The organism is Streptomyces sp. NBC_01294, from assembly GCF_035917235.1.
In the GTDB taxonomy this organism is placed as follows: Bacteria; Actinomycetota; Actinomycetes; order Streptomycetales; family Streptomycetaceae; genus Streptomyces; species Streptomyces caledonius.
Genome location: NZ_CP108423.1, coordinates 597,874 through 621,859, shown reverse-complemented (window position 1 = coordinate 621,859; position 23,986 = coordinate 597,874). Strand labels below are relative to the sequence as shown.

Annotated in this window: 20 protein-coding genes; 16 read left to right on the top strand and 4 right to left on the bottom strand. The window is 72.9% G+C overall.

Annotated features, from left to right (window positions below; all coding sequences use genetic code 11):
• Window positions 1-69 precede the first annotated feature (69 nt).
• The 3 genes from OG534_RS03040 (at window position 70) to OG534_RS03030 (ending at window position 1,441) form a co-directional block, all read left to right on the top strand.
• Window positions 70-552: a maleylpyruvate isomerase N-terminal domain-containing protein gene (locus tag OG534_RS03040; protein WP_326586515.1), complete on the top strand. Its 483-nt coding sequence runs from the start codon at window positions 70-72 to the stop codon at window positions 550-552.
• Complete coding sequence (locus tag OG534_RS03035; protein WP_326586514.1) at window positions 552-830, top strand: hypothetical protein; 279 nt, start codon at window positions 552-554, stop codon at window positions 828-830. Before OG534_RS03040 ends, OG534_RS03035 begins: the two co-directional genes overlap by 1 nt.
• A 110-nt stretch (window positions 831-940) precedes the next feature.
• Window positions 941-1,441 carry a hypothetical protein gene (locus OG534_RS03030; protein ID WP_326586513.1) on the top strand — a complete coding sequence of 167 codons (501 nt, stop codon included), beginning with the start codon at window positions 941-943 and terminating at the stop codon, window positions 1,439-1,441.
• Window positions 1,442-1,474: 33 nt separating this feature from the next.
• Here the strand turns inward: OG534_RS03030 and kstD are convergent, their stop codons facing one another.
• Window positions 1,475-3,277 carry a 3-oxosteroid 1-dehydrogenase gene (gene kstD / locus OG534_RS03025; RefSeq protein ID WP_326586512.1) on the bottom strand — a complete coding sequence of 601 codons (1,803 nt, stop codon included), beginning with the start codon at window positions 3,275-3,277 and terminating at the stop codon, window positions 1,475-1,477.
• A 244-nt stretch (window positions 3,278-3,521) separates the two neighbouring features.
• Window positions 3,522-4,646, bottom strand: a complete 1,125-nt coding sequence (locus OG534_RS03020) for an aminoglycoside phosphotransferase family protein (RefSeq protein ID WP_326586511.1) — start codon at window positions 4,644-4,646, stop codon at window positions 3,522-3,524.
• A 230-nt stretch (window positions 4,647-4,876) separates the two neighbouring features.
• Here OG534_RS03020 and OG534_RS03015 point away from each other — a divergent pair, with 230 nt between their 5' ends.
• Window positions 4,877-6,364 (top strand): DNA-binding protein NsdB, encoded by a 1,488-nt coding sequence (locus OG534_RS03015; RefSeq protein WP_326586510.1) that lies wholly within the window; start codon window positions 4,877-4,879, stop codon window positions 6,362-6,364.
• Between the two features lie 111 nt (window positions 6,365-6,475).
• Here the strand turns inward: OG534_RS03015 and OG534_RS03010 are convergent, their stop codons facing one another.
• The gene (locus OG534_RS03010; RefSeq protein ID WP_326586509.1) at window positions 6,476-7,897 is read right to left on the bottom strand and encodes a PP2C family protein-serine/threonine phosphatase; all 1,422 of its coding nucleotides are present in this window, start codon (window positions 7,895-7,897) and stop codon (window positions 6,476-6,478) included.
• A 487-nt stretch (window positions 7,898-8,384) separates the two neighbouring features.
• On the opposite strand from OG534_RS03010, the gene OG534_RS03005 reads away from it, so the two are divergent.
• The 4 genes from OG534_RS03005 (at window position 8,385) to OG534_RS02990 (ending at window position 14,700) form a co-directional block, all read left to right on the top strand.
• The gene (locus OG534_RS03005; RefSeq protein ID WP_326586508.1) at window positions 8,385-10,649 is read left to right on the top strand and encodes a xanthine dehydrogenase family protein molybdopterin-binding subunit; all 2,265 of its coding nucleotides are present in this window, start codon (window positions 8,385-8,387) and stop codon (window positions 10,647-10,649) included.
• Between the two features lie 23 nt (window positions 10,650-10,672).
• Window positions 10,673-11,128 (top strand): (2Fe-2S)-binding protein, encoded by a 456-nt coding sequence (locus OG534_RS03000; protein ID WP_326586507.1) that lies wholly within the window; start codon window positions 10,673-10,675, stop codon window positions 11,126-11,128.
• 161 nt (window positions 11,129-11,289) lie between these two features.
• Window positions 11,290-12,708, top strand: coding sequence for a PucR family transcriptional regulator (locus tag OG534_RS02995; RefSeq protein WP_326586506.1), 1,419 nt, complete (start codon window positions 11,290-11,292; stop codon window positions 12,706-12,708).
• A 51-nt stretch (window positions 12,709-12,759) separates the two neighbouring features.
• Complete coding sequence (locus OG534_RS02990; RefSeq protein WP_326586505.1) at window positions 12,760-14,700, top strand: APC family permease; 1,941 nt, start codon at window positions 12,760-12,762, stop codon at window positions 14,698-14,700.
• Here OG534_RS02990 and OG534_RS02985 read toward each other — a convergent pair.
• Entirely contained in the window at window positions 14,618-15,883 is a 1,266-nt protein-coding gene (locus tag OG534_RS02985; protein WP_326586504.1) for a PucR family transcriptional regulator, read from the bottom strand. The genes OG534_RS02990 and OG534_RS02985 overlap by 83 nt on opposite strands.
• A gap of 162 nt (window positions 15,884-16,045) precedes the next feature.
• Here OG534_RS02985 and OG534_RS02980 point away from each other — a divergent pair, with 162 nt between their 5' ends.
• The 8 genes from OG534_RS02980 to OG534_RS02945 all read left to right on the top strand — a co-directional run bounded on the left by OG534_RS02980 (window position 16,046) and on the right by OG534_RS02945 (window position 23,900).
• Window positions 16,046-16,609 carry a TetR/AcrR family transcriptional regulator gene (locus tag OG534_RS02980; RefSeq protein WP_326586503.1) on the top strand — a complete coding sequence of 188 codons (564 nt, stop codon included), beginning with the start codon at window positions 16,046-16,048 and terminating at the stop codon, window positions 16,607-16,609.
• Window positions 16,610-16,665: 56 nt separating this feature from the next.
• Window positions 16,666-17,286, top strand: a complete 621-nt coding sequence (locus OG534_RS02975; RefSeq protein WP_326586502.1) for a DUF6461 domain-containing protein — start codon at window positions 16,666-16,668, stop codon at window positions 17,284-17,286.
• A 209-nt stretch (window positions 17,287-17,495) separates the two neighbouring features.
• Entirely contained in the window at window positions 17,496-17,738 is a 243-nt protein-coding gene (locus OG534_RS02970; RefSeq protein WP_326586501.1) for a helix-turn-helix domain-containing protein, read from the top strand.
• Between the two features lie 160 nt (window positions 17,739-17,898).
• On the top strand, window positions 17,899-18,339 hold the full coding sequence (locus OG534_RS02965; RefSeq protein ID WP_326586500.1) for a hypothetical protein: 441 nt from the start codon (window positions 17,899-17,901) through the stop codon (window positions 18,337-18,339).
• Window positions 18,336-19,127, top strand: coding sequence for a transcriptional regulator (locus OG534_RS02960; protein WP_326586499.1), 792 nt, complete (start codon window positions 18,336-18,338; stop codon window positions 19,125-19,127). The genes OG534_RS02965 and OG534_RS02960 overlap by 4 nt, the downstream gene beginning before the upstream one ends.
• 71 nt (window positions 19,128-19,198) lie before the next feature.
• Window positions 19,199-19,618, top strand: a complete 420-nt coding sequence (locus tag OG534_RS02955) for a roadblock/LC7 domain-containing protein (RefSeq protein ID WP_326586498.1) — start codon at window positions 19,199-19,201, stop codon at window positions 19,616-19,618.
• A gap of 131 nt (window positions 19,619-19,749) precedes the next feature.
• Window positions 19,750-20,124, top strand: a complete 375-nt coding sequence (locus OG534_RS02950) for a hypothetical protein (RefSeq protein WP_326586497.1) — start codon at window positions 19,750-19,752, stop codon at window positions 20,122-20,124.
• Window positions 20,125-20,321: 197 nt separating this feature from the next.
• Window positions 20,322-23,900 (top strand): bifunctional glycosyltransferase/CDP-glycerol:glycerophosphate glycerophosphotransferase, encoded by a 3,579-nt coding sequence (locus tag OG534_RS02945; protein ID WP_326586496.1) that lies wholly within the window; start codon window positions 20,322-20,324, stop codon window positions 23,898-23,900.
• The last annotated feature ends 86 nt before the right edge of the window (window positions 23,901-23,986 follow it).

The window sequence follows — 23,986 nt, the reverse complement described above, 5'->3', positions numbered from 1 at the left end:
CCGCGCCGGAGGCGTTCGCCCGTAGCGCAAGGCGGGAGGTTCCGCCGTCCGGCGGGCAGGGTCAACCGTATGGATCACCTCCACCGGATGTCCCTCTTCCGGAGCGAGGCGGCGGCCTTTGAGAAGGCCGTCCGCCACGCCTTCGACCTCGGCGGGCCGGCCCCGCAGGTCCCCTCGTGCCCGGGCTGGTCGGTCTGCGACCTCGTCGGACACCTCGGGGGCGTGCACCGCTACCTGGTACACGTCCTGCGGGAGCGGCTCGCGACCCCGCCCGACCCCGCCGGCCTCGGGCTCCCGCAGGCCCCGGCCGACCCGGAGGCGCTGACCGAGTGGTTCGCCGAGGGCGCCCGGGAGCTGGGGGAGCTGCTGGGCGAGCTGGGGCCGGACACCCGGGTGTGGACCTGGTCGGACGAGCAGACCTCGGGCTTCTGGCTGCGGATGCAGCTGATCGAGCTGGCCGTCCACGCTGGGACGCGCAATCCGCGACCGGAACGCCCGCCCCGCTCGACCCGGCCCTCGCGGCGGACGCCGTCACCCAGACCTTCGAGGTGATGGCCCCGGCCCGCCGCTCCTGGCAGGCCGCCCCCGTCGGCCGGGGCGAGCGTTACCGCTTCCGGCGTACGGACGGGCCGGAATCCTGGACGGTGGTCTTCACACCGGACCGGGTCCTGCCGGAGCCCGGCTCCACCGCCCCCGCGGACGTCGAGGTCGCGGGCCCGGCCCCGGACCTCGCGCTCTTCCTCTGGCAACGTCTGCCCGCCACCGGCCTGCGGGTCACGGGCGACGCCGCCCTGCTCCCGTACTACTTCACGCTGGTCCCACCGGTCTGACCCGCCGGCCCGGCGCGCCCGCACGGCCGGCCCGGCGCGCCCGGCCGCGGCGGCCGCCGGGATGAGGGCCCCCGGGCCGGAAAAGCCGTGCGGCCACGTACCATGGCGGCATGTCCTTCCTCCGCCGCCACCGCGCCGCCACACCCGCCGGCCCGGACTTCGACGTCCTGGCCATGGACCCGGGGGACTGGCCTGGCAATCTCGGGGCCGGGCTGCTGCCCGCGCCCGACGGCAGCTGCCAGGGTGTCTTCCTCCGCTACGACCTGTTCGGCGGACGCGGCCCCGCGATGATCATCGGAAACCTCCCCGAGGGTTCCCCGGCCCGGGACCTCACCGAGGGCCAGGTGCCCTTCGAGGTGGCCCAGCTCCTCGACGCGCTGGAGAACGACGAGGACGTCGAGGTCACCGGCATCGAGGACTGCCCCGTCATGCAGGGTGACAACCTCCTCATCGTCCGGAAGGTCAAGCTGTCGGAGTCCCGCATCTCCTGCGTCCAGTTCGACCGCAGTGACAACGTGCTGGTCACCATCGCCAGCTGGGACCGCCCGATCACCGATGACCTCTACGCCCTCCTGAAGCCGCTCCCCGCCGAGCTCTTCCAGCAGGGCTAGGATCCAGGGCGTGCCCGGGCGCCGGCCGCTCGATCACGCGTCCGCGATGTCGTTCGCCGCCACGTAGCCGAACGTCATCGCGGGGCCGATCGTCGATCCGGCGCCCGCGTAGCTGTGCCCCATCACCGCGGCGCTGGCGTTGCCCGCCGCGTACAGGCCGCGGATCACCGAGCCGTCCTCCCGCAGGGCCCGGGCCCGCGCGTCCGTGACGATGCCGCCCTTCGTGCCGAGGTCCCCCGGGACGATCTTGAACGCGTAGAACGGCGGGGCCCAGATCGGTGCCAGGCACGAGTTCGGGTGCACGTTCGGGTCCGTGTAGTAGTGGTCGTACGCCGTGGCCCCCCGGTGGAAGTCGGAGTCGGTCCCGCTCCACGCCTGCGCGTTGAACCGGCCCAGGGTCGCCCGCAGCGCACCCGCCGGAACCCCGATCTGGCCGGCCAGCGCGTCCCACGTCCACGCCTTCTTCGCCGCGCCCGCCTGGTACCACGAGTCCGGGAAGGGGAGCGTCGGCAGGATGTCCTTGAACAGGTACTTGTTGCGGTAGTTCTGATCCACGATCAGCCACGCCGGGATGTGCGAGCCGGCCGCGCCCCGGTCCTTCTCGTACATCACGTGCACCACGTCGCCGTAGGGCGCCGCCTCGTTGACGAACCGCGCGCCGTTCGCGTTCACGATCAGCCCGCCCGGCAGGGTCCGCTCGGCGAGGCAGAAGTACGGCTCCCCGGGCAGCGGGATCGACGGACCCCACCAAGCGTCGTCCATCAGGGCCAGTGCCGCCCCGGCCCGCTGCCCCGCCCGGATCCCGTCGCCGGTGTTCTCCTTCGCGCCGACCGACCACTGCGTGCCGATCGGCTGCTGCTGGTACTGCGCCCGCATCGCCGCGTTGTGCTCGAACCCGCCCGAGCCGATGATCACCCCGCGCCGGGCCCGTACCGTGCCCCGTACGCCCTCCTTCTCCACCACGACCCCCGTCACGGGACCGTCCGCGCCACCCTCCCGGACCAGATCGACCAGCGGACTGTTCAGCCACACCGGCACCCCCGCCCGCTGCAGCCCGACGCGCAGCCCGGCCGCCAGGGACTGGCCCATCGTCAGCGGCTTCTCGCCGCGCAGTGCCGCCTTCGTGCCGCGCGCCAGGCACTCGGTCGACACGGCGAGCCCCTTGGCGCTGACCGCCGCGAGGTTCAGCCACTTGTAGTCCTGGCTGAAGACCACCATCCCGGCCGGTACCGGCATGTACGCGGGGTTCAGGCGGGCCAGTTCGGCGCCCAGTAGCCGGCCGTCGAGCTGGTCCGGCTCGATGGAGCGGCCGTTCGGCAGCCCGCCCGGCAGATTCGGGTAGTAGTCGCTGTACCCCTCCATGAAGCGGAACCCGAGCGGGCTGTTGGCCATCACGAAGTCCAGCATCCGGGGCCCGTTGGCGAGGAACGCGGCCTGGCGGTCGGCCGGAACCTCCGGCCCGACGACGGCCGCGAGGTACGTCGCCGCCTTCTGCGGGGTGTCCGGCACGCCCGCGCCCAGGATCACCGAATTGTTGGGGAGCCAGATGCCGGCCCCGGAACGTGCGGCCGATCCGCCGAAGGTGGGGGCCTTCTCGACCACCAGCACGCTCAGCCCCCGCCGGGCGGCGGTGAGCGCGGCGGTCATCCCGGCGGCCCCGGAACCGACCACGACGACGTCGTACTCGCCGAGCGGGGGCCCGTCCTGGGCGCTGTCGGCCCGCGCCGCGGCGGACGGGAGCACGGTGGCGGCAAGCATCCCGGCCCCGGTACCGGCGAGGACCGTACGTCTGGACGGGAGGGCGGCGGGGGAAGTGCGTGAAGCGCTTGCGGACATGGGCAGGCTCCAGCGGTGTGGGGAGGAGGGGAGTGACTCCAGCACGTCTGATGCTGAGTCAGAAAAGGTGTTCGGGGGATCATGTGATGTCAAGGCATCCGGCGTCCCCGGCTCCTGACCGCACCCCGCCTCAGCTCCGCCCCGCGCCCCGCGCCCACAGGCTCCAACGCCCCGCGCTTCCGGGCCCGCACGAGCGAAGTCCCGTGGCGGTGGGGGCCACGGGACTTCGCGTACGAGGGGACGGTCAGCGCGTGCCGACCGCCGCGCGGACCGCTCTGCGCGCCATCCCCGCATCGTCGTGCAGGCGGCGGAGCAGCAGCCGCTGCTCCTCACCGGAGGACAGGGCGCCCACCGGCAGCGGCTGGGTCGGGGCGGTCGCCAGCATCGAGCGCTGCACCGCCGTCTCGGACATCCGGATCTCCCGGGTCAGCACCAGCATCAGGTTGACCAGGAAGGCGTCCCGTGCGACCGGACCGGCCGACTGGGCGAGCCGGCTGATCTGGGCGCGGGCGGCCGGGGCGTCGCCCAGCACCGTCCACAGGGTGGCGAGGTCGTAGCCCGGCAGGTACCAGCCCGCGTGCTCCCAGTCGAGCAGCACCGGACCGGCGGGGGACAGCAGCAGGTTCGACAGGAGCGCGTCACCGTGGTTGAACTGCAGGGGCGTGCCCGACAGCTTCACTCCGTGCAGCAGCTTCTGCAGGTCGCCGAGGTCCCGGTCGGTCAGCAGGCCCAACTCGTAGTCGCGGGCGATCCGCCGCGCGTAGTTCATCGGGGTGCCGAACAGCTCCGACGGCGGCCGCCACTGGTTGACCCGGCACACCGCGCCCAGGGCCGCCCGCAGGTCGACCCGCGGCGGCGGTTCCACCGGGTGCCGCTGGAGGGCCGCGACCCGGCCGGCCATCCGCTCCACCACCAGCGTGCAGTTCTCGGGGTCGGCGGCGATCAGCCGCGGCACCCGGACCGGCGGGCGGTGCCGGACGAACGCCCGGTATGCCGCTATTTCGTGCCGGTAGCGCTCACGCCACTCCGGCGAGTGATCCAGTAACACCTTCGCGACGGCGGTCATCCGCCCGGTGGTCCCCACCAGGAGGACCGAGCGGCCGCTGCGCCGCAGTACCTGCACCGGCGCGAACTCGGGACAGATCCGCTGCACCGAGGCGAGGGCGGTGCGCAGTTGCGCGCCCTGCGGCCCCGAGAGGTCGATTCTTCCGCTGACGGGCTGAGACCCGGTACCCGGCATCCGCCGGGCCCGCACGGCGCCCTGCGCCGGGGCCGGCTGACGGCCGGGGTCGAGGTAGGGGCCGCCGCCCGCAGGGAGCGTGCGGTGCGACCGGACCGGTGCGGACACGGAGGACGTTGCTGCGTACATGGTGATACGGATCCCTTCGTGCGCCGACGAGTTGCGTACGCCGCCCCGCCGGATCCCGTGCTTCACCCTGGGGAGTTCCGCCGGTGACCGGGTCGGGGAGGCGCATTCCTACCTGACACCCGGCGCAAGGTGGCGAACCATCGGGCGTGCCCTGGCGAAGCCTGGCGAATAGTCGCTGGGCATCTGACGGCGGGCTACTGTCAACTCAGCCGAGAACCTGGGGGCTTGACGTGAGCAAAGGTCCAAACACCCGCTTGAACGACCTGTTCGGCCTGGCCGGCTGGTCGAAGGGCGAACTGGCGAGGATGGTAAACCGGCAGGCGGCGGCCATGGGCCACCCCCAGCTGGCCACCGACACCTCGCGGGTGCGGCGCTGGATCGACATGGGGGAGACCCCCCGCGAGCCGGTGCCCACGGTACTGGCAGCACTGTTCACCGAGCGGCTCGGTCGTGTCGTGACCATCGAGGACCTCGGGTTCGTACGGCAGCGGCGCACCTCAAGACGGCAGCCGGACGGGGCTCGCGAGAACCCCGACGGAATGCCCTGGGCGCCCGAACGCACAGCCGCGGTCCTCACCGAATTCACGGGAATGGACCTCATGCTCAACCGTCGCGGTCTGATGGGCGCGGGTGCCGTGCTCACCGCCGGCTCCGCTCTCAGCAACGCCATGTACGACTGGCTCCACACCGACCCCGCCGCAGCGAAGGAGGCCCGGCACTTCGGGGACGCCTTCCAGGGCGACCCGGCGGGCTACGACCGCTACGAGGCGGCCCCGATCGGCTCCCAGGAGATCGAGGCGCTGGAGCGCTCGGTCGAGGTCTTCCGGGCCTGGGACGCCTCCAGAGGCGGGGGACTCCAGCGCAAGGCCGTCGTCGGCCAGCTCAACGAGGTGGGCGGGATGCTCGCCTACCACCACCCCGACCACCTCCAGCGCCGGCTGTGGGGGGTGGCGGCCAACCTGGCGGTGCTCGCGGGCTGGATGTCCCACGACGTGGGCCTCGAACCCACGGCGCAGAAGTACTTCGTCATCGCCGCGCACGCGGCCCGCGAGGGGGGCGACCGTCCGCGCGCGGGCGAGGCCCTGTCCCGCGCCGCCCGCCAGATGGTCCACCTCGGCAAGCCGAACGAGGCCCTGGACCTGATGAAGCTCGCCCAGTCCGGCTCGGGCGAGCAGACCCTCCCGCGCACCCGCGCCATGCTGCACACCATCGAGGCCTGGGCGCAGGCCGCCATGGGCAAGGGCCAGGCCATGCGCCGCACCCTGGGCGAGGCGGAGGAGCTGTTCGTCTCCGACAAGGGCGACGTGCCGCCGCCGAGTTGGATGCAGCACTTCGACGAGGCCGACCTGCACGGCATGCAGGCCCTCGCGTACCGGACCCTGGCCGACCACGACGCCGCGGCGGCGCCGATCGCCGCGCGCCACGCCAGGGAGGCTTTGCGGCTGCGGGGCGAGGGCCACCAGCGCTCGCAGATCTTCGACTACATCTCCATGGCCTCGGCCTGCTTCATCGCCGACGAGCCGGAACAGGCCGACCGCTACGCGCGCCTCGCCCTGGTGTCGATGAACGAGACCTCCTCGCACCGCACCTGGGACCGGCTGCGCGAGATGTACCGGCTCACCGCCCAGTACTCCGGGTACGCCAGCATCGAGGACCTGCGCCAGGAGATCAAGCTGGCCCTCCCCGACACCCCGGCGCCGCGCGGTACGGGGGTGTAGTCCCGCGCCGGTACGTCGTGGACGCCTTGCGGTGCACGCCTTGCGCCTTGCACGGAGACGAGAAAGGCCGCGCCTTCCGGCGCGGCCCCGAAGCCCGTACGGCACTGCCCGTTACCCGCCGACCCGGGCGACGAGCACACAGGCGTCGTCCTCCCGCTCGCTCTCGCCGAACTCCTCGATCACGATCCGTACGCAGTCCTGCGCCGACCGCGCCGCCGAGAATCGCGGCGCCAGCGCCAGCAGCCGCTCGGTCCCGTCCGCCCGGCTGAACTCGATGCTGCGCGGCGTCAGTCCGTCCGTGTGGAGGACCAGCAGGTCGCCCACCTCGAGCCGTTCCTCGGCCTGCCCGTACGAGGCCCCGGAGGTCGCACCCAGCAGCACGCCCTCCGGCGGCACCAGGGAGCGGCCCGAGCCGCGGCGGAACAGCAGGGGGGCCGGGTGGCCGGCCTGCGCCCAGGACAGGACGCGGCGCGCGGGGTCGTAGCGGCAGCACACGGCCGAGCCGAGCGCGGGCTGTACGGAGGTCTCCAGGAGCTGGTTGAGCCAGCCCATCAGAGGGCCGGGCTCGATCCCGGCCATGGCCATGCCGCGCAGGGCGCCCAGCATCATCGCCATCCCCGAGGTGGCGGTCACCCCGTGCCCGGTCAGGTCGCCGACCGTCAGCAGCGAGCGTCCGTCGGGCAGTTCGAGGGCGTCGTACCAGTCGCCGCCGATCAGCGCGCTGGTCGCGGACGGCAGATAGTGGGCGGCCACGTCCAGCGTGCCCGCGCTGCTGTACGGGAACCGCAGGGAGCCGCGCCACGGGGGGAGCACGGCTTCCTGCAGCTCGACCGCCAGCCGGTGCTCGGTCTGCGCGATCTCCCGCTGGCGCTGCAGCGAGTCACGGGACTCGCGCACCGCTCGCTGGCTCCGGCGCAGCTCACTCACGTCCCGCAGGACGGCCCACATCGAGGCCGTACAGCCGTCGGAGTCGAGTACCGGCTCGCCCCTCATGTGCAGCGTCCGGACGCGGCCGTCGGCCCGGACGATGCGGAACTCGCCGTCGATCGGCTTGCCGTCCACCAGGCAGGCGGTGACCCACGCGGTGAGCAGCGGCTGGTCCTCGGAGAACAGGGTGGACCCCAGTTCGTCGAGGGGGAGCGCGCCGGTCTCGGGGGAGCGGCCGAAGATCTGGAACAGCTCGTCGGACCAACTGACCTCGTCGGTCAGCAGGTTCCACTCGGCGCTGCCGACGCGGGTCTGGGCCTCGGGCCCGGCTTCGGGGGCCGTCTGCGGGAACTCGATGGTCTCGGGCGCCGGAGGCAGGCCCTCTTTGAGCTGGTCGAGGTGCTCGCGGAGGTCGTCGAGGTGGTGGACGGCGAGATCGCACAGCGCGCGCTGCCAGCGGCCCTGGGCGTCGTCGTCGTCCACGACGGTGTCGCGGCGGACCGCGTCCACTTCGCCCCGCAGGCGCCGGGTCTGAGAGATCAGCGCGTCCACCGACCCCGGCTCGGGCGGTTGCGCGGGACGGTCCGCGAACAGGTGGGACGGCATGAGAACTCCGATACAGGCGCGGCACGGCCAAGTCTGAAGGAAGGACCGGTAACGACTGTTGCACAGGCAGCGACAGCGTGTAAGGCGTTTGGCAACATCCGCTATGTTCTTGCTTCTGGCATATACCGCAGGCCTGCGGTGGCATGTTTCGTGTGCGAACGAATTCGGTCAGAGGGGCTGCGGACGGCGAGTCCGGCACCTGCCGTTCGGTACCGGAACGCGGGGAAAACGGCGGCCGGAAACCGGCCGTCCGGGCGGCGTGGCTCGCATGTACGACCGATGTGTACGAGGCGGTCCCGCCACCGTGTTCGGACGCGCCCCGAATCAACGCGGCCCGCCCCGGTACCCCCGAACGGAGGACCCACGGCACCGATTCGACACCGAGCCCGGACTTCCCACCGCACCGGCGGGTCGCTACTCTACGTGCCGGTAATGAACCGGGGGAGGTCCGCGCGGGCGGACCCGCGCAGCGTGGGGACACGAGAACATGGCCGGCCAGAACCACGCCACCGGGCAGAACCAGGCCACCGGCCGGAACCACGCCACCGGGCAGAGCCGCCGGTCCTTCCTCACCTACCTCGTGGCGGCGCCGACCCTCGCCCTCGTCACCCGCGCCGGCGCCGACGCGCTCGCCCCGCAGAGCGCCCACGCCGTGGTGCCCTCCCTGCCGGCCATCGCCGACGTGATCGACCTCGGCGACCTGTTCATCCTGGCGGGCGCGCCCACCTCCGCCCTGCTGGCGCTCGCCGTGGAGGCGGACGGGACCATCCGTTTCCGGCTGCCGCGCGAGGAGGTCGGCCAGGGCCTCACCACCGCGGTGGCCATGCTGGTCGCGGAGGAACTCGACGCGCAACTGGCCGACGTACGCGTGGAGTTGGACGACGCACGGCCCGAGCTGCTCTTCAACCAGCTCACCGGCTCCTCCAACTCGATCCGCTCGCTCTACGGGCCGGTCCGCCAGTGCGCCGCCACCGCCCGGGCCCGCCTCGTCGCGGCCGCCGCCCGCCGCTGGAGCCTCTCCCCGACGTCGCTGACCACCGCGAACGGCGCCGTCCACGCCCCCGACGGCCGCACCGCCGACTACGGCGGCCTCGCCGCGGCCGCCGCCGACCCCGGCCTGGTCGTCCTCGGCGCCGGCCCCAAGAAGACGGCGAAGCACACCCTCGTGGGGAAGCCGACCAGCCGCATCGACGCCCGCGCCATGGTCACCGGTGCCCAGCAGTACACCCTCGACCTCGACGTGCCCGGCGCCAAGCCCTGCGTGGTGCGCCGCCCGCCCACCCTCGGCGGCGCCGTCCGCTCCGTCACCAACCTCGCCGCCGTCCGGGCCATGCCCGGGGTGCTGCACGTGGTGACCGTCCCGACCGGGGTCGCCGTCGTCGCCGAGACCTTCGGGCAGGCGATCGACGCCAAGTCGGCCCTCCAGGTCACCTGGGGCCCGGGCCCCGCCGACCAGCTCTCCGACGCCCAGATCCGCGCCAAGCTGCGCGCCGCGACCCCGCCGCTGCTGGTGCCACCGCTGCTGACCCCGTACGTGGACGCCGAGTTCGACTTCGCCTTCGTCAGCCACGCCCCGATGGAGACGAACTGCGCCATCGCCGACGTGCGGGACGACCGGGCCGAGATCTGGTCCGGCCTCAAGTCCCCGATCGTGGCCCGTCAGAGCATCGCCGCCGACCTCGGCCTCCCGCTGGACAAGGTCACGGTGCACGTGGTCCAGGCCGGCGGCTCCTTCGGCCGCCGGCTCTTCTTCGACGCGGCCCTGGAGGCCGCCCGGATCTCAAAGGCCTGCCGCCGCCCGGTCAAGCTGATGTGGACCCGCGTGGACGACACCCGGCACGGCCGGATGCGCCCCGCTACCCACCACAGGATCCGGGCCACCCACCTGCTGGGCGAGGTGCTCAGCTTCGAGCACCGCGTCGCCGCCGCTGAGACCGACTTCCGGCACGGGCTCGGCGAGATGATCACCGCGACCGCGGCGAGCCTGCCGCTCGGCATCGGCAACGCCACCCTGGCACAGACCCTGTTCCTGACCACGGTGAAGTCCCCGTACCACTTCGGGCTCACCACCCAGGCGCTGACCGAGGTGCCGACCGGCATCCCCACCGGATCCTGGCGCTCGGTCTACTCCGCCAACACCCGCGGAGCCGAGGAGATCGTGGTCGACGAACTCGCCGCCCGCACGGGCCGGGACCCGTACCGCTTCCGGCGCACCTTCCTGAAGACCGACGCCCAGCGCGCCGTACTCGACAAGGTGGCGACCGAGGGGAACTGGGGGCGGCCGATGGAGGCGGGCTGCGCGCAGGGCATCGCCTTCCACGAGGAGTACAAGTCCCGCACCGCCTGCCTCGTCGAGATCGACACCCGCGACCCGGAGCGCGCCCGCGTCACCAAGGCGGTCATCGCCGTGGACGTGGGCCTGCCGGTCAACCCGCGCGGACTGGAGGCCCAGATGATCGGCGGCCTCACCGACGCCATCTCCACCACGCTGCGCGCCGGCCTGCACCTGGACAAGGGGCTGCCGCTGGAGGGCAGTTACAGCCAGTTCCACTGGGCGCAGCAGCGTGACACCCCGCGCGACGTGCGGGTCTTCGTCCTGCCGGCGACCGGCGAGGACCCGGGCGGCGCGGGCGAGCTCGGCGTCCCCGCCGCGGTCGGCGCGATCGCCAACGCCTGGGCGCGGGCCACCGGTTCCAAGCCGCGCAGCTTCCCCCTCGACTTCGACGTCGACTTCACCCCCTACCCGCGCTAGTCCGCCGGATCCAGGAGTACGCCGTGCCCTCGCACACCTTCACCGTCAACGGGCAGAGCGTCACCGTGGACGCGCCCGACGACCTGCCCCTGCTGTGGGTGCTCCGCGACATGCTGGGCGTCCGCGGCCCCAAGTACGGCTGCGGGGTGGACGTCTGCAAGGCGTGCACCAGCCACCTCGACGGCGCCGACGTCCGCCCGTGCGTGGTGCCCGTCTCCGCGTGCGCGGGGAAGGCGGTGACCACCATCGAGGGGCTGGCGAACGGGGACGAGCTGCACCCCGTGCAGGAGGCCTGGCTCGAACAGGACGTCGCCCAGTGCGGCTTCTGCCAGCCCGGCCAGATCATGGCCGCCGTCGCGCTGCTCAAGCGGACCGCCGAGCCCACGGACGAGGACATCGACGCCATCGCCAACATCTGCCGCTGCGGCACCTACTTCCGCATCCGGGAGGCCATCCGCAGCGCGGCGCGCAAGATGTGAGCGGCGGCGGGATCCCGGTGCCTCCCCCGTGGGCACCGGGATCCCGCCGCTGTGGCCAAACCTATGCGGCCGGCCGTCCGTGCGCAGGGTTCGCCGTGCCCAGTGACCCGGCGAGACGGGTATCACAGCGCACAGTGTGCGGCCGGTGGTTGAATGCGGCCGTGTCCCGGTCCGACGACGTCCTCAGGCTCCACCGGCTCGCCCACGCCGGGGGATCGGCCGCGCTGCTGGAGTGGCTCGCGGCCCGGCTCGGCGGATGGGCCGGGGTGGTGGACGCCGAGGAGGGCAAGGGGCCGCGGAGCGCCGTGCGCGGCGTCGCCGAGATGAACGCCCGCGGCGTCCGGTCGGCCGTCCTGCACGGTTCCGGCTCCGCCACGCTGCTGTTCGCACTGGACGGCGGCCGCGCCCTGGCCGCCGTACTGGAACAGCCGCACGATCCCGGCGCGCCCACCCTGCTCGCGGACGCCGCCGTACCGCTGGCCCTGGTCCTGCGCGCCGAGGAGGCCGTACGGCGCGAGGAGCGGGCCGCGCTCGCCGAATCGCGGGCCCGCGAGGCGGTGCTGCACCTGCTGATGAACGGCCGGCTCTCCATCGCCCACCAGATCGCCGAGGCGCTGGGGCCCGCTCTGCCCGAGCCGATGCGGATGTACGTCGTCGAATGCCGGACCGGTCAGCGCGCCGAAGTGGCGCGGCGGTGCCGGGAGCTGACGGCGGGCCGGGCCTGGATCGTGCGCTGCCCGGTCTACGTACGCCACCTCATCGTGCTCGTCCCGGCCGGCCCGGCGGCGGTGTCCGCCGACCACGACCCCCTCGCCGGGGCGCTGGTGCAGGTGGCCCCGGACTGCACGGTCGGCGTCAGCGGGGAGATGCACCTGCGCGAGGCCCCGGCCGCCTACACCCAGGCCTTCCACGCGCTGACGGTCGCCCGGGGCCGGGGCGAGCGGCACGCCCGGTTCGGACCCGGCCCCGAGCTGGCGCTCGCCGCCCACGAGGCGGGGGCCGGCTGGGCCGAGGCCCTGCTCGCGCCCCTGCACGCACACCGGCCCCGGCGCCCCCAGGACCCCGGCGGGCAGGAACTGCGCGCCACCGCCCACGCCTGGCTGAACTTCACCTCGCACGCCACGCGGCTGCTGAAGATCCACCGCAACACCCTGTCCGCCAGGCTCCGCCTGGTCGAGGCGCTCCTCGGCCTGGACCTCGCACGCCTCGGGGACCAGGCGGCGCTTTCGCTGGCCCTGCGGCTGACCCCGGGTGCGCGGCGGGGCGAGGGCGCGGCCGCGGCGGCCGCCCCCGATCTCGACGCGGTGCTGCGCGATCCGCGCCTGACGGCCTGGGCCCGTACCCAACTGGACGGGCTGACCGGGCCGGACGCCCCGCCGGGAGCCCGCGACACGGTCCGCGTCTGGCTGGCGCACGACGCCCAACTCGTCCCGGCGGCCGCCGCGCTGGGCGTCTCCGTCCCCGGCGCCCGCAAGCGGCTGACCCGCGTCGAGGCGCTGCTGGAGCGCTCCCTGCTGCAGTCCCCGAGCGCCCGGCACGACCTGTGGCTGGCACACCGGGCGGAGCAGCTCGCCGAGTGACACAAGCCTCAAAAGGGATGATCGGCGAGTGAAATGGATGATCATGCCCAAATGAGGCGTATCAATGCGAAACGCGTGCTGGTCGGCGAACCCCTCGACACCGCGCGGCTGGGCGAGACCCTGCTGCCCAAACGACTCGCCCTGCCGATCTTCTGCAGTGACCCGCTCTCCTCGGTGGCCTACGCCACCGAGGAGATCCTGCTGATCCTGGCCCTCGGCGGCGTCGCACTGCTCCACCTCACCTGGTACGCCGCCTCCGCCATCGTCTTCCTGCTCGTCGTGGTCATCGCCTCGTACCGGCAGACCTGCCACGCCTACCCCGGCGGGGGCGGCGCCTACGTCGTCAGTTCGGAGAACCTCGGCCAGACCGCCGCACTCACCGCGGCGAGCGCCCTGCTCGTCGACTACGTGATGACCGTCGCGGTCTCCGTCGTCTCCGGCGTCTCCGCCATCACCTCCGCCGTTCCCGCGCTGAACGACCACGAAGTGGCCCTCTCCGTCGCCTTCGTGGTGCTGCTGACCCTGATGAACCTGCGCGGCGTACGGGAGTCGGGCCGGGTCTTCGCCATCCCCACCTACGGCTTCGTCCTCGTCATCTACCTCATGTTCGCCGTCGCCGCCGTGCGGATCGGGACCGGCGACACCATCCGCGCCGAGTCCGCCCACCTGCCGATCACCGCGGAAGGCACCTACACCGGGCTCGCCCTGGTGTTCCTCGCGATGCGCGCCTTCGCCTCCGGCTGCACCGCCCTCACCGGCGTCGAGGCGATCAGCAACGGCGTCCCCGCCTTCCGCAAGCCCAAGGCCAGGAACGCGGCGACCACGCTCGCCGCGATGGGCGTGCTCTCGGTGACGATGTTCATGGGCATCACCGTCCTCGCCATGTCCTACCAGGTGCACGTCGCGGCCGACCCGACCGAACTGGGCCTGCCGCCCGGCACCGCGACCTCCACCGCCCTCGCCCAGATCGGCCGCGCCACCTTCGGCAGCTGGCACTTCCTCTTCTACCTGCTCCAGGCCGTCACCGCGGGCGTGCTGATCCTCGCCGCGAACACCGCCTTCAACGGCTTCCCGATGCTCGCCTCGATCCTGGCCAGGGACCGGTACGCACCCCGCCAGCTCTCCAACCGCGGCGACCGGCTCGTCTACTCCAACGGCGTCGTCCTCCTCGCGCTCGCCGCCATCTCCCTCATCGTGGCCTTCGACGCCGAACTGACCCGCCTCATCCAGCTCTACATCATCGGCGTCTTCGTCTCCTTCACCCTCTCCCAGTCCGGCATGGTCCGGCACTGGAGGAGGGAGCTCGCCTCACCCGGCACCCCGCGCACGGAGCGCGTCCACATCCACCGCAGGCTCGCCATCAACGCGGTCGGCGCCACCCTGACCGCCCTGGTCCTGGTCATCGTCCTGCTCACCAAGTTCACGCACGGCGCCTGGCTGGTCGTCATCGCCATGCCGCTGCTCTTCCTCGGCATGAAGGGCGTGCGCCGCCACTACGACCAGGTCGCCCGGCAGGTAGCCGTCGGCCCCGACGCCACCCCGCGCAAGCCGGCCCGCCACCACGTCCTGGTCCTGGTCGCCGCCGTGCACGCCCCCACGCTCAAGGCCATCGGCTACGCACAGGGACTGCGCCCCGACACCCTGACGGCCGTGACCGTCGCTGCGGACGAGGGGGAGGCGACCCGGCTGCGCGAGACGTGGGCCGAGCACGACACGGGCCTCGCACTGAAGATCATCCACTCGCCCTACCGCGAGGTGGTGGGCCCGATCATGGCCCACATCGAGGAACTGGCCGCCGACTCCGCGACGGACATGCTGTCGGTGGTGATCCCCGAATTCGTCGTGGGCCACTGGTGGGAGCAGCCCCTGCACAACCAGAACGCCCTGCGGCTGAAGGCGCGCCTGCTGTTCACGCCGGGCGTCGCGGTGATCGACGTGCCGTACCTGCTGGAGTCGGCGAAGCCCGCGGAGCCGGCGCGGCAGGACGGGTAGCCGGCTGCGCGGCGCCCCGCTGGAGCACCGCCGCGTGCGCCAGCGCCAGTTCCACCACGTGCCGCGGGTCGGAGAGGGAGCGGCCGGTGAGCTGCTCCAGGCGGCGCAACCGGTTGGAGACGGTGTTGCGGTGGCAGTACAGCCGCTGCGCGGCGTACGTCGTCGAGCCCTGGCAGGTCAGCCAGGTGCCCAGGGTGGTCAGCAGCGTCCGCCGGTCCTCCGCGGGCAGCGCGAGCACCGGGCCCAGCACCACCTGGCGCAGCCGGCCCGCCAGTTCGGCCTGGGCCGCGACCAGCGCCGCGGGCAGCCGTTCGTCCAGCAGCGCGGTGCTCGGGCCGCCGGACTCGGGGGCGGTGCGCAGGGCCAGGGCGGCCAGCCGGTGCGCCCCGGCCAGCTCGGCCGGGGCCCCGACGACCGGGCTGACCCCGGCGCGCACCCCGAGCGGCGCGAGCAGGTCCCGTACGGACTCCAGCGGATGGTGTCCCAGCTCCACCAGGCCGGTCTCCCCGTCGGCGCGGATCCGCCACAGCACGCGCGGAGCGGACGGGGCGCCCGGTCGCTCGGGCGGGCCGGTGGTCGTGCCGGAGCCGCCGGAGGCCGCCACGATCACCGCGAAGCGGCCGCGTTCGGGCAGGCCGAGCCGGTCGGCGGCCTCCGAGGCCGTCGGCCCGTCCGTGGCGGCCGCGCCGTCCAGCAGGACGTCCAACAGGGCCGCGCGGCGCTCCCGGTCGCGGTCGGTGTGCGCGGCCTCCGTGCGGCGGTACGACTCCGTGACGGCGTCCGTCATCTGGTCCAGCACGTCCCACAACACGGTCGCGCTCGGCAGCAGCCGGGGCAGCGCCGCCCGGTCGTGCGCGGCCACGGCCTCGGTGAGGGTGTGCCAGAGCAGCCGGCCGCCGTGGCGGTAGGTGCGCAGCAGGGAGGTGAGCGGCAGCCCCTGTTCGGCCCGGAGCGTGCCGGTGGCCCGGGCGTCGGCGAGCTCCACGGGGAGGCCGCGGGAGCTGCGGACCAGGCCGTCGACGGCCTGGCGGAGGTTGTGGTGGATCCGCTCGCGCAGCTCGGCCCGGCCGAGCAGGGCGGCGTAGGCGGGGTCCTCGGTCAGCGTCCGGTCGGCGAGCCGGTCCGCCGCCACGGCGATCCGGCGGGACAGGTCCTCGCGTATCTCCTCGATGATCCGCTCCATGACCCGCAGCCTGACACGGGGGAGGGGCCGGTGGGGAGGGGGCGGAGGGGGATCGGCGGGGGATCGGCGGGCGGGCCCGGACCGGGTGCGTCCGCTACCGTGTGCGAAGCACTGCACGTGCAGTGATCACATCGCGTGCCGCACCCACCCCGAGGACCCGCCATGCGCCAGAACCCACAGCGCCGCGCCGCGCTGCTCGACGCCGCCATCGAAGTCCTGGCGCGCGAGGGCTCGCGCGGCCTGACGCTGCGCGCGGTGGACGCGGAGGCGGGAGTGCCGACGGGCACCGCCTCGAACTACTTCGCCAACCGGGCCCAGCTGCTCGTACAGATCCTGCACCGCACCCGGGAGCGCCTGGTCCCGGACCCGGCGGACCTGACCGGCCCGCTGGACACCAAGGTGCTGCTCGGTCAGCTCGTGGACCGGATGCGGCGCGAACGCAGCGTGCACATCGCGATGCTGGAGCTGCGGCTGGAGGGCACCCGGCGCCCCGAACTCCAGGCGGAGCTCGCCGGTTTCCAGAGCGCCGAGCTGGAGGCGAACGTCGCCTGGCACCTGGAGTCCGGACTGCCCGGGGACCGGCAGGGCGTGGTCCTGCTGTACCTCGCGATGCTGGGGCTGATCGTGGACGACCTGACCGCGCCCGCGACGCTGACCGGCCACCCGGTGGAGGGGCTCATCGAGACGATGGTCGAGCGCCTCCTCCCGCAGGGGTCCGCGGACTGACTATCGTGCCGGTGGGGGAGCACCGGCATCGCGGGGAAACCGTGGGGAGTGCAGACATGGCGTACATCACCGAGGGCGGGCCCGGCGGGATCCAGTGGCTGGCCGACTGGGACGCGTGGTTCGTCGGACTGACCTTCGCCCGGGGCATCGGCCCCGAGGAGCTCGCCGCGCGGCTCGGAGCCGTGCCGGGAGTCCGGCCCGGACCGCTGTCCGCCCCGGCCGCCTGGAGCATGGTCGCGGACACCGTGGACGGCGACGGCGTGGCCCGGGTCGGCAGCTGGGGAGGCTGGTCCTTCGCCGTCGAGCACGGTCTGCCGGCCGGAGGGGAACGGCTGGCCGAGGTCTCCCGGGGCGGCGTCGAGGCCGTCCACCTCGACCCCCAGCCCGACCACCCGCCCAAGCAGTTCGCGTACGCCCGGGACGGCGAACTGGTGTGCTGCTTCGGCCTCGGCGAGGAATGCTGGCGCGGCGGCCATCAGCCGGACTTCCTTCTTCCGGAGCTGCTGGCGGCCAAGATCCTCGCCCCGGACGGCACGAGCATCCGCCCCGACGGGGAACCGTACGAGTGCCGCGACCGCGACACCCTCGCCGTCCTGGAGCACCGCTTCGGGCTGGCCCTGCCGCGGCACCTGATCGAGGACGCCCCGCTCCCGGCGTACGTGACGTGCACGCGATAGCGGAGCGGTCCGTGCGCGTGCTCCGCAGCCGGCTCCTGACCGGTTCCGGACGGGCACCGAGCCAACTCCGGGCGCCCCCGGCATTTTTCGCCCACAGGGCCGGGATCCGGTGATCTTATGCTCAGGTTTACGCGAGTCAGCTGGTTTTGCGGCCGGTGAGGGACTTTGATGGGTTTGCCAGGCCTCGTACCGGAGCAGGGGGAGTAACCATGGGCACCGACCACAGTCAGAAGGACAGCACACCCACCCTGATCGGTTCCGTGCAGCGCGCGCTGCGCCTCGTGGAAGCGATGTACGCGGAAGGCGGGGCGACGGCGAAACGGCTCGCCCGGGTCACCGGGATCCCGCTGCCCACTGTCTACCACCTGCTGCGCACCCTCAGCCACGAGGGCTATGTCCAGCGCGAAGGCGGGTCGTTCCGTCTCGCAGACGATCTCCCCCTCGCCTCGTGATCAAATAGCGACGCGTTCCGGCCAAGGTCTTACTCGCTTCTTGGCATGTTCCAGCGGAAAATGCCAGAACGCCCTTTCGCCCTGCGGAAGTTGAGTAAGTTCCCTCCTGTCGCGCCGTACGACCGTGCACCCAGCACGTCCGGCCGGGAGGGGAGCCCGCGTGCCCGGGATCGACGAATGCCTGCTCGAAGCCATGGCCCTGCCTGGTGCGCGGGGGGCCGCGCTGGTCGACTGGAGCAGCGGACTGGCCCTCGGCACCGCCGGGGACTCGCCCGTGGGCGACCACGAGACCACCGCGGCCGAGACCGCCGAGCTGGCCCGGGCGGCCGCCGAGTACGAGTCCTTCGCCCCGTCGGAGTCCGCTCCGGCACACGGAGGCGGAGCCGTCCCCTCCGCCGGTTCGTCCGCCGGCCAGGCGGCCGGCCCTCCCGTCGAGGACCTGATCGTCACCACCCGGACCGGCTACCACGTCCTGCGCTTCGTCGAGACGAGCTTCGACAGCAGCGTCTTCCTGCACCTGTGGCTCGACCGCACCGACGGCAACCTCGCCCTCGCACGTCACAGACTCCGCGCCCTGGCAGAGGGGCTGGTCCTCAGGTGACCACCCAGGCCACGGCTCCGCACGCCTTCGCCGCCGTCTCGCCCCTCCTCACCCGGCTCGCCGCGGAACGCGCCACCGGCGCCCTGCTCCGTGACCGCGGCACCCTCTTCCTGGAGGACGGCCGCATAGTCCACGCGGAGAGCCCGGCGACCCCCGGCCTCGACGTCCTGCTCACCACCGGCGGCGGCTTGGCCCCCGAACGCTGGCGCGAAGCCGTGGACCGGGCCGGTGCCCGCCGCCAGGTCGCCCGCTTCCTCGTCGACAGCGGCGGGCTCGCCGGCGGGGAACTGGAGATCTGCCATCTCGCCGCCATCTTCGACGCCGCCTTCTTCGCCCTGTCCCCGGGCACCGGGCCCTCCCGGTTCCGCCGCGGGGCCACCCACTGGATCGGCTCCGTCCGCTCCGTTCCGGCGGCCGCCGTCGAGCGGGAGACCCAGCGCCGCCGGGAACTGCTCGACGCGGTCTGGCCGTACCCGCTGCTCGACACCGCCCCCGTGGTGCCGCGGGCGGCCGCCCCCGGCCAGACGGTCACCGCCCGGCAGCGGATCCTGCTGGGCCAGGCCGACGGCGTGCGCACCCCGGCGGACCTCGCGTGGGTGCTGGGCCGGCCCGCCTTCCACACCCTGCTCGACGTACGGCGCCTCGCGGCGGCCGGGCTGGTCGAGACGCCGCTCACCCCGCCGCCGCCACCGGCCGCGGCACCCCTGCCCGACTGGATGACCCAGGACCAATCCCCGGACGTGGCGCTGCTCCGCCGGTTACGCGACGCACTGGAGGCAAGCCTGTGAGGCTCCCGCTGCGACCGGCCCTGCGCGCCGACCGCTCCGAGCGGAGGCAGCCCGAAAGGAGAAAGGCCGACATGAGCACGGTGCCCCCCGAGGCGGAGGCCGAGATACTCGCCGAACTCCGCAGGCTGAGGGCCCGAGTACCCCAGCTCACCGGCGCCCTCGCCGCGAGCGCCGACGGCTTCGTCCTCGCCCAGGACAGCGCGGCCGCCGAGGCCGAGTCCATCGCGGCACTGACCGCAGCCGCGCTCGGAGTGGCCCAGCGGCTCAGCGACACCACCGGCCAGGGAGCCTTCCGCGAACTGCTCGTACGCGGCGAGGACGGGTACGTGGCCACCTACGCGGCGGGCCTGGCGGCCGTCCTCACCCTGACGGCGGAGCCGCGCGTCAACGTCGGGCGCCTCCACCTGGAGGCCCGGCGCTCCAGCGTCCGGATAGCCGAACTGATCGACCACACCCTCGGGAGGCGGGGCTCCATCGCCCCGCCCGGGTGATCCGCGGACGAGCCCGCACCACGCCCCATCGACATCCACGACTACATCGACATCCACGACTGCATCCGCATCCACAACAACGACTACAGCCAGTCACCACTGGCACACCGAAACGAGAAGAGGAACCTCTCATGGTCAACGTGGACACCGCGCTCAAGGAAGCGACCACCATCATCGAAGGCGCGATCGGCGCCGCCCTGGTCGACTACGGCAGCGGCATGGCCCTCGGTACCATCGGCGGCGGCAAGGACCTCGACCTCGCGGTCGCCGCCGCGGGCAACACGGACGTGGTGCGCGCCAAGGTCCGCACGATGGAGATGCTCGGGCTCAAGGACGAGATCGAGGACATCCTCATCACCCTCGGCAGCCAGTACCACCTGATCCGGCTGCTGAAGGGCCGCGGGTCGTCGGGCTTCTTCCTCTACCTGGCCCTCGACAAGGGCCGGGCCAACCTCGCGATGGCCCGCCATCAGTTGAAGAAGATCGAAGCCGAGCTGGAGGTCTGACAGAGTTCTGCCCGCCGGACCCGGTCCGGCCGGGTCGAATCGCAGCGTCGAGGTGGCGGGCGGCTGAATTCTTTGCCGTCCGCCCCGGCGATCAGTCGCGTCTGCCCCATATGGGCGGAGTTTATGACTCTGTTACAGAGTAAGATGCTGTGAGCTGATCATCGAAAAAGCATAAAACGCTGGAGATACCGCCACCCATGCCCCCGCGCCTGAGCATCGTCGTCCCCGTCTACAACGTCGAGCTCTACCTCGACGAGTGCCTGGAATCCATTGCAGGCCAGACCTTCGACGACTTCGAGGTCATCCTCGTGGACGACGGGTCCACGGACACCAGCGCCGTCATCGCCAAGGCGTTCGCCGCCAAGGACAAGCGCTTCCGCGTGGTGATGCAGGAGAACGCGGGCCTCGGTGCCGCACGCAACGCCGGCGCCCGCCACGTCCACCCGGACAGCGAGTACCTGGCCTTCGTCGACAGTGACGACACGATGCCCGACTACGCCTACCAGCGCCTGATCGAGGCGCTGGACGAGACGGGATCGGACTTCGCCGGCGGCAACGTCAAGCGCTTCCGCTCGGTCGGCATGAACCAGTCGTGGGGCCACCGCGCCGCTTTCGCGAAGACGCAGCTGAAGACCCACATCTCCAAGTTCCCGGCGCTGGTCACCGACCGCACCGCGTGGAACAAGGTCTACCGGCGCAGCTTCTGGGACAGGCACGGTTTCCAGTACCCGGAGGGCATCCTCTACGAGGACGCCCCGGTCAGCATCCCCGCGCACTACTTCGCCTCCAGCGTCGACGTCCTCAGCGACTGCGTCTACCACTGGCGCGTCCGCGAGACCGGCGAGCGCTCCATCACCCAGCGCTCCACCGACCCGGTCTCCCTCATCGACCGCGTGAAGTCCGTCCGCCTGGTCCGTGAGTCCCTCAAGGCCAAGCAGGGCGCCAAGTACGCCCGTTACCTGCGCGACTACGACTACAACGTGCTGAGCGAGGAACTCCCGCTCATCTACAAGTACGTCGGGGAGGGCGGCGCCGACTTCCGCGCCGCGTTCGTCAAGGAAGTCGGCGGCCTGGTCCGCGAGATCGGCACCGAGCCCTGGTCCGACCTGACCGTCGCCGACCGGCTCAAGGCGTACCTGGCCGGGGAAGGCCGCGTCGAGGACTTCATCGCCCTCCAGGACCACCAGCGCGACTACCACTACAGCGTGCCGGTCAAGGGCCTGGCCCGCCCGCAGGCGGACTACCCCTTCCTGCAGGGCCGTCCGCCGGTCCCCGCCAAGATCCTCACCCTCGGCCCGCGCGAGCGCCGGGTCGTCAGCCGCCTGGAGCAGGCGGCCTGGGCCGACGGCAAGCTGCTGCTGCGCGGCTACGCCCTGCCCGGCCACCTCGGCGCGGAGAGTCGTCTCGGCTCGCGCAAGATGCTGGTCTTCCGCGAGGGGGGCAAGCGCCGCCGCTCCGTCGTCGGCGCCCGAACGGTCGCCTCCCCGATGGCCACCGTGAAGTCCCCCCACCTCGCCCTGCGGCATGCCGACTGGGCCGGCTTCACCGCCGTCGTCGACCCCTCGATCTTCCAGTCGGGCGGCAAGTGGCACGAGGGGATATGGACCACTTCCATCGCCGTCACCGGAGCCGGCGGCCTGCACCGCGCCCGCCTGCGCGGCGGCGAGCACGACACCGGCCAGAACCCGCCCGCGCACTGGGTGGCCCCCGACGTCCGGATCGTCCCGGCCGTGTCCGGCGCCCTCACCATCCAGGTGGAGATCGTCCGCGCCCGCGCCCTGGACGTCCACCCCGCCGGTGACGACGCCGTCGAGATCACCGGCGAGCTCTCCGCCGAGGTCGGCGCCGTGTCCGCACTGCAGGCCGTCCACGTCTCCACCGGCGCCGTCCTCAGCTTCCCGCTGGAGACCGGTGCGGCCGGCTCCGGCCGGATCCCGTTCACCGCCCGCGTCCCGCTGGCCGAGCTGGCCGCCGTACCGGACGCGGAGGTAGATCCCGGCGAGTGGGCCCCCGAGCCCTGGAGCCTGTCCGTCCTCGGCGCCGACGGCACCGAGCACCGCCTGGCCCACGACGAGCGCGGCGGCTTCAACGGCCTGGTGCTGCCCCTGCAGGGCGAGGTCGCCGGCCGCGCCCTCTTCGCCAAGCGCGGCAACACCGGGCACCTGACCCTCTCCGTGCAGCCCTCCCCGCCGCTGATCGACGAGGTCACGACCGAGGACGGCACCGTGACCCTGAGGGGCCGGTTCGTCGCGCCGACCGACGAGCCGTACGAGCTCGTCCTGCACGACGCGTTCGGCGTGGAGTTCAGCTACCCGGTCACCCGCGACGGCGACGGCTTCGAGGCCGTCTTCGAGCCCGTGCTCCCCGAGGCGTACGCCGGCCGCACCACGCTGCCCGAGGGCCGCTGGTGGCCGACGCTGCGCCCGGTCGCCCAGGGCGGAAACACCGCCGGCCTGCTCGGCGTCGACCGCGGCGCCCCCGTTCAGATGGGCCCGGGCCTCCTCTTCGCCGGACCCCACCCCTTCACCGTGCAGGGCCGCCGGATGCGGGTCGAGACCCGCTTGCACGACCGCATGGTGCTGGTCGCCGACCCGCTGCTCAGCCCGCACGACCGCTCCCGCTTCGCCCAGCGCGTCGCCCGCTTCGAGACCTACCCGGCGCAGCGCGCCCTGCCGGTCAAGAACGTCGTCCTCTACGACACCTTCCAGGGGAACGGCGCGGGCGACTCGCCCCGTGCCGTCCACGAGGAGCTGGTGCGCCGCGGCGAGAAGCTGGAGCACGTCTGGCTGGTCCGTGACGGCCGTGCCGAGGTCCCGGCGACCGCCCGCGCCGTGCAGTACGGCAGCGTGGAGTCCTGGGAGCTGCTGGCCCGCGCCCGCTACTACGTGACCAACGACAACGTGCCGCGGCGCTTCCAGCGCCGCACCGGGCAGGTCGTCGTCCAGACGTGGCACGGCACGCCGATCAAGCAGATCGGCCACGACTTCGTGCACGACTACTACACGAGCCCGGAGATCCTGGAGGGGCTGGCGCACGACAGCGCCCAGTGGTCCCTGCTGGCCTCCCCGAGCTCCTACGCCACCCCCGTCCTCAAGCGTGCCCTCGGCTACGACGGCGAGGTCATCGAGGCCGGCGCCCCGCGTGCGGACGCGCTCGTACGGCCCGACGCGCAGCGGATCGCGGAGGTCCGCCGGCGGCTCGGCCTGCCCGAGGGCAAGAAGGTCGTCCTCTACATGCCCACGTGGCGCGAGAACTGCGAGGGCTGGTCGGCCGGCTACAAGCTCGACCTGCGGATCGACCTGGACCTGGCCCGCCGCGAGCTGGGCGAGGACCACGTCCTGCTGGTCCGCGGCCACCACCACGTGACCGAGCAGGTCCGCGAGGGCGTCCGCGACGGTTTCGTCGTCGACGTGTCCCGCTGGCCCGACGCCGCCGACCTGCTGCTGGTCGCCGACGTGCTGATCTCGGACTACTCCTCCGCGATCTTCGACTTCGCGCTCACCGACCGGCCGATCCTGCTCTTCACGTACGACCTGGCGCACTACCGCGGCACGCTGCGCGGCTTCAACTTCGACCTGGAGGAGAAGGCGCCCGGCCCGCTGCTGGCGGACTCGGCGAGCCTGATCGAGGCCGTGCGCAACGCGGACGCGGTCGGGACGGAGTACGCCGAGGCGCGGGCGGCGTTCCGCGCCGAGTTCTGCGACCTGGACGACGGTCACGCCACCGAGCGCGTCGTCGACCGCATGCTCGCGATGGGCGCGGAGCCCGCGAAGTAGGCCGTACGAGCGCATTCCCGGCTGAAAACAGACCGGCCCCGGGCCCACCGATGAATTTCGGGCCCGGGGCCGGTCTGTATGTGAGG

Bases quoted from the DNA above. Each gene is read 5' to 3' on its own strand.
- OG534_RS02955 (WP_326586498.1), top strand. From the start codon at position 19,199: ATGAGCACGGTGCCCCCCGAGGCGGAGGCCGAGATACTCGCCGAACTC.
- OG534_RS02980 (WP_326586503.1), top strand. From the start codon at position 16,046: ATGCGCCAGAACCCACAGCGCCGCGCCGCGCTGCTCGACGCCGCCATC.
- OG534_RS03030 (WP_326586513.1), top strand. From the start codon at position 941: ATGTCCTTCCTCCGCCGCCACCGCGCCGCCACACCCGCCGGCCCGGAC.
- OG534_RS02945 (WP_326586496.1), top strand. From the start codon at position 20,322: ATGCCCCCGCGCCTGAGCATCGTCGTCCCCGTCTACAACGTCGAGCTC.
- OG534_RS03005 (WP_326586508.1), top strand. From the start codon at position 8,385: ATGGCCGGCCAGAACCACGCCACCGGGCAGAACCAGGCCACCGGCCGG.
- OG534_RS03020 (WP_326586511.1), bottom strand. From the start codon at position 4,646: ATGTACGCAGCAACGTCCTCCGTGTCCGCACCGGTCCGGTCGCACCGC.
- OG534_RS02950 (WP_326586497.1), top strand. From the start codon at position 19,750: ATGGTCAACGTGGACACCGCGCTCAAGGAAGCGACCACCATCATCGAA.
- OG534_RS03040 (WP_326586515.1), top strand. From the start codon at position 70: ATGGATCACCTCCACCGGATGTCCCTCTTCCGGAGCGAGGCGGCGGCC.
- OG534_RS02990 (WP_326586505.1), top strand. From the start codon at position 12,760: ATGAGGCGTATCAATGCGAAACGCGTGCTGGTCGGCGAACCCCTCGAC.
- OG534_RS03035 (WP_326586514.1), top strand. From the start codon at position 552: ATGGCCCCGGCCCGCCGCTCCTGGCAGGCCGCCCCCGTCGGCCGGGGC.
- OG534_RS03010 (WP_326586509.1), bottom strand. From the start codon at position 7,897: ATGCCGTCCCACCTGTTCGCGGACCGTCCCGCGCAACCGCCCGAGCCG.
- OG534_RS02975 (WP_326586502.1), top strand. From the start codon at position 16,666: ATGGCGTACATCACCGAGGGCGGGCCCGGCGGGATCCAGTGGCTGGCC.
- OG534_RS02985 (WP_326586504.1), bottom strand. From the start codon at position 15,883: ATGGAGCGGATCATCGAGGAGATACGCGAGGACCTGTCCCGCCGGATC.
- OG534_RS02970 (WP_326586501.1), top strand. From the start codon at position 17,496: ATGGGCACCGACCACAGTCAGAAGGACAGCACACCCACCCTGATCGGT.
- kstD (WP_326586512.1), bottom strand. From the start codon at position 3,277: ATGTCCGCAAGCGCTTCACGCACTTCCCCCGCCGCCCTCCCGTCCAGA.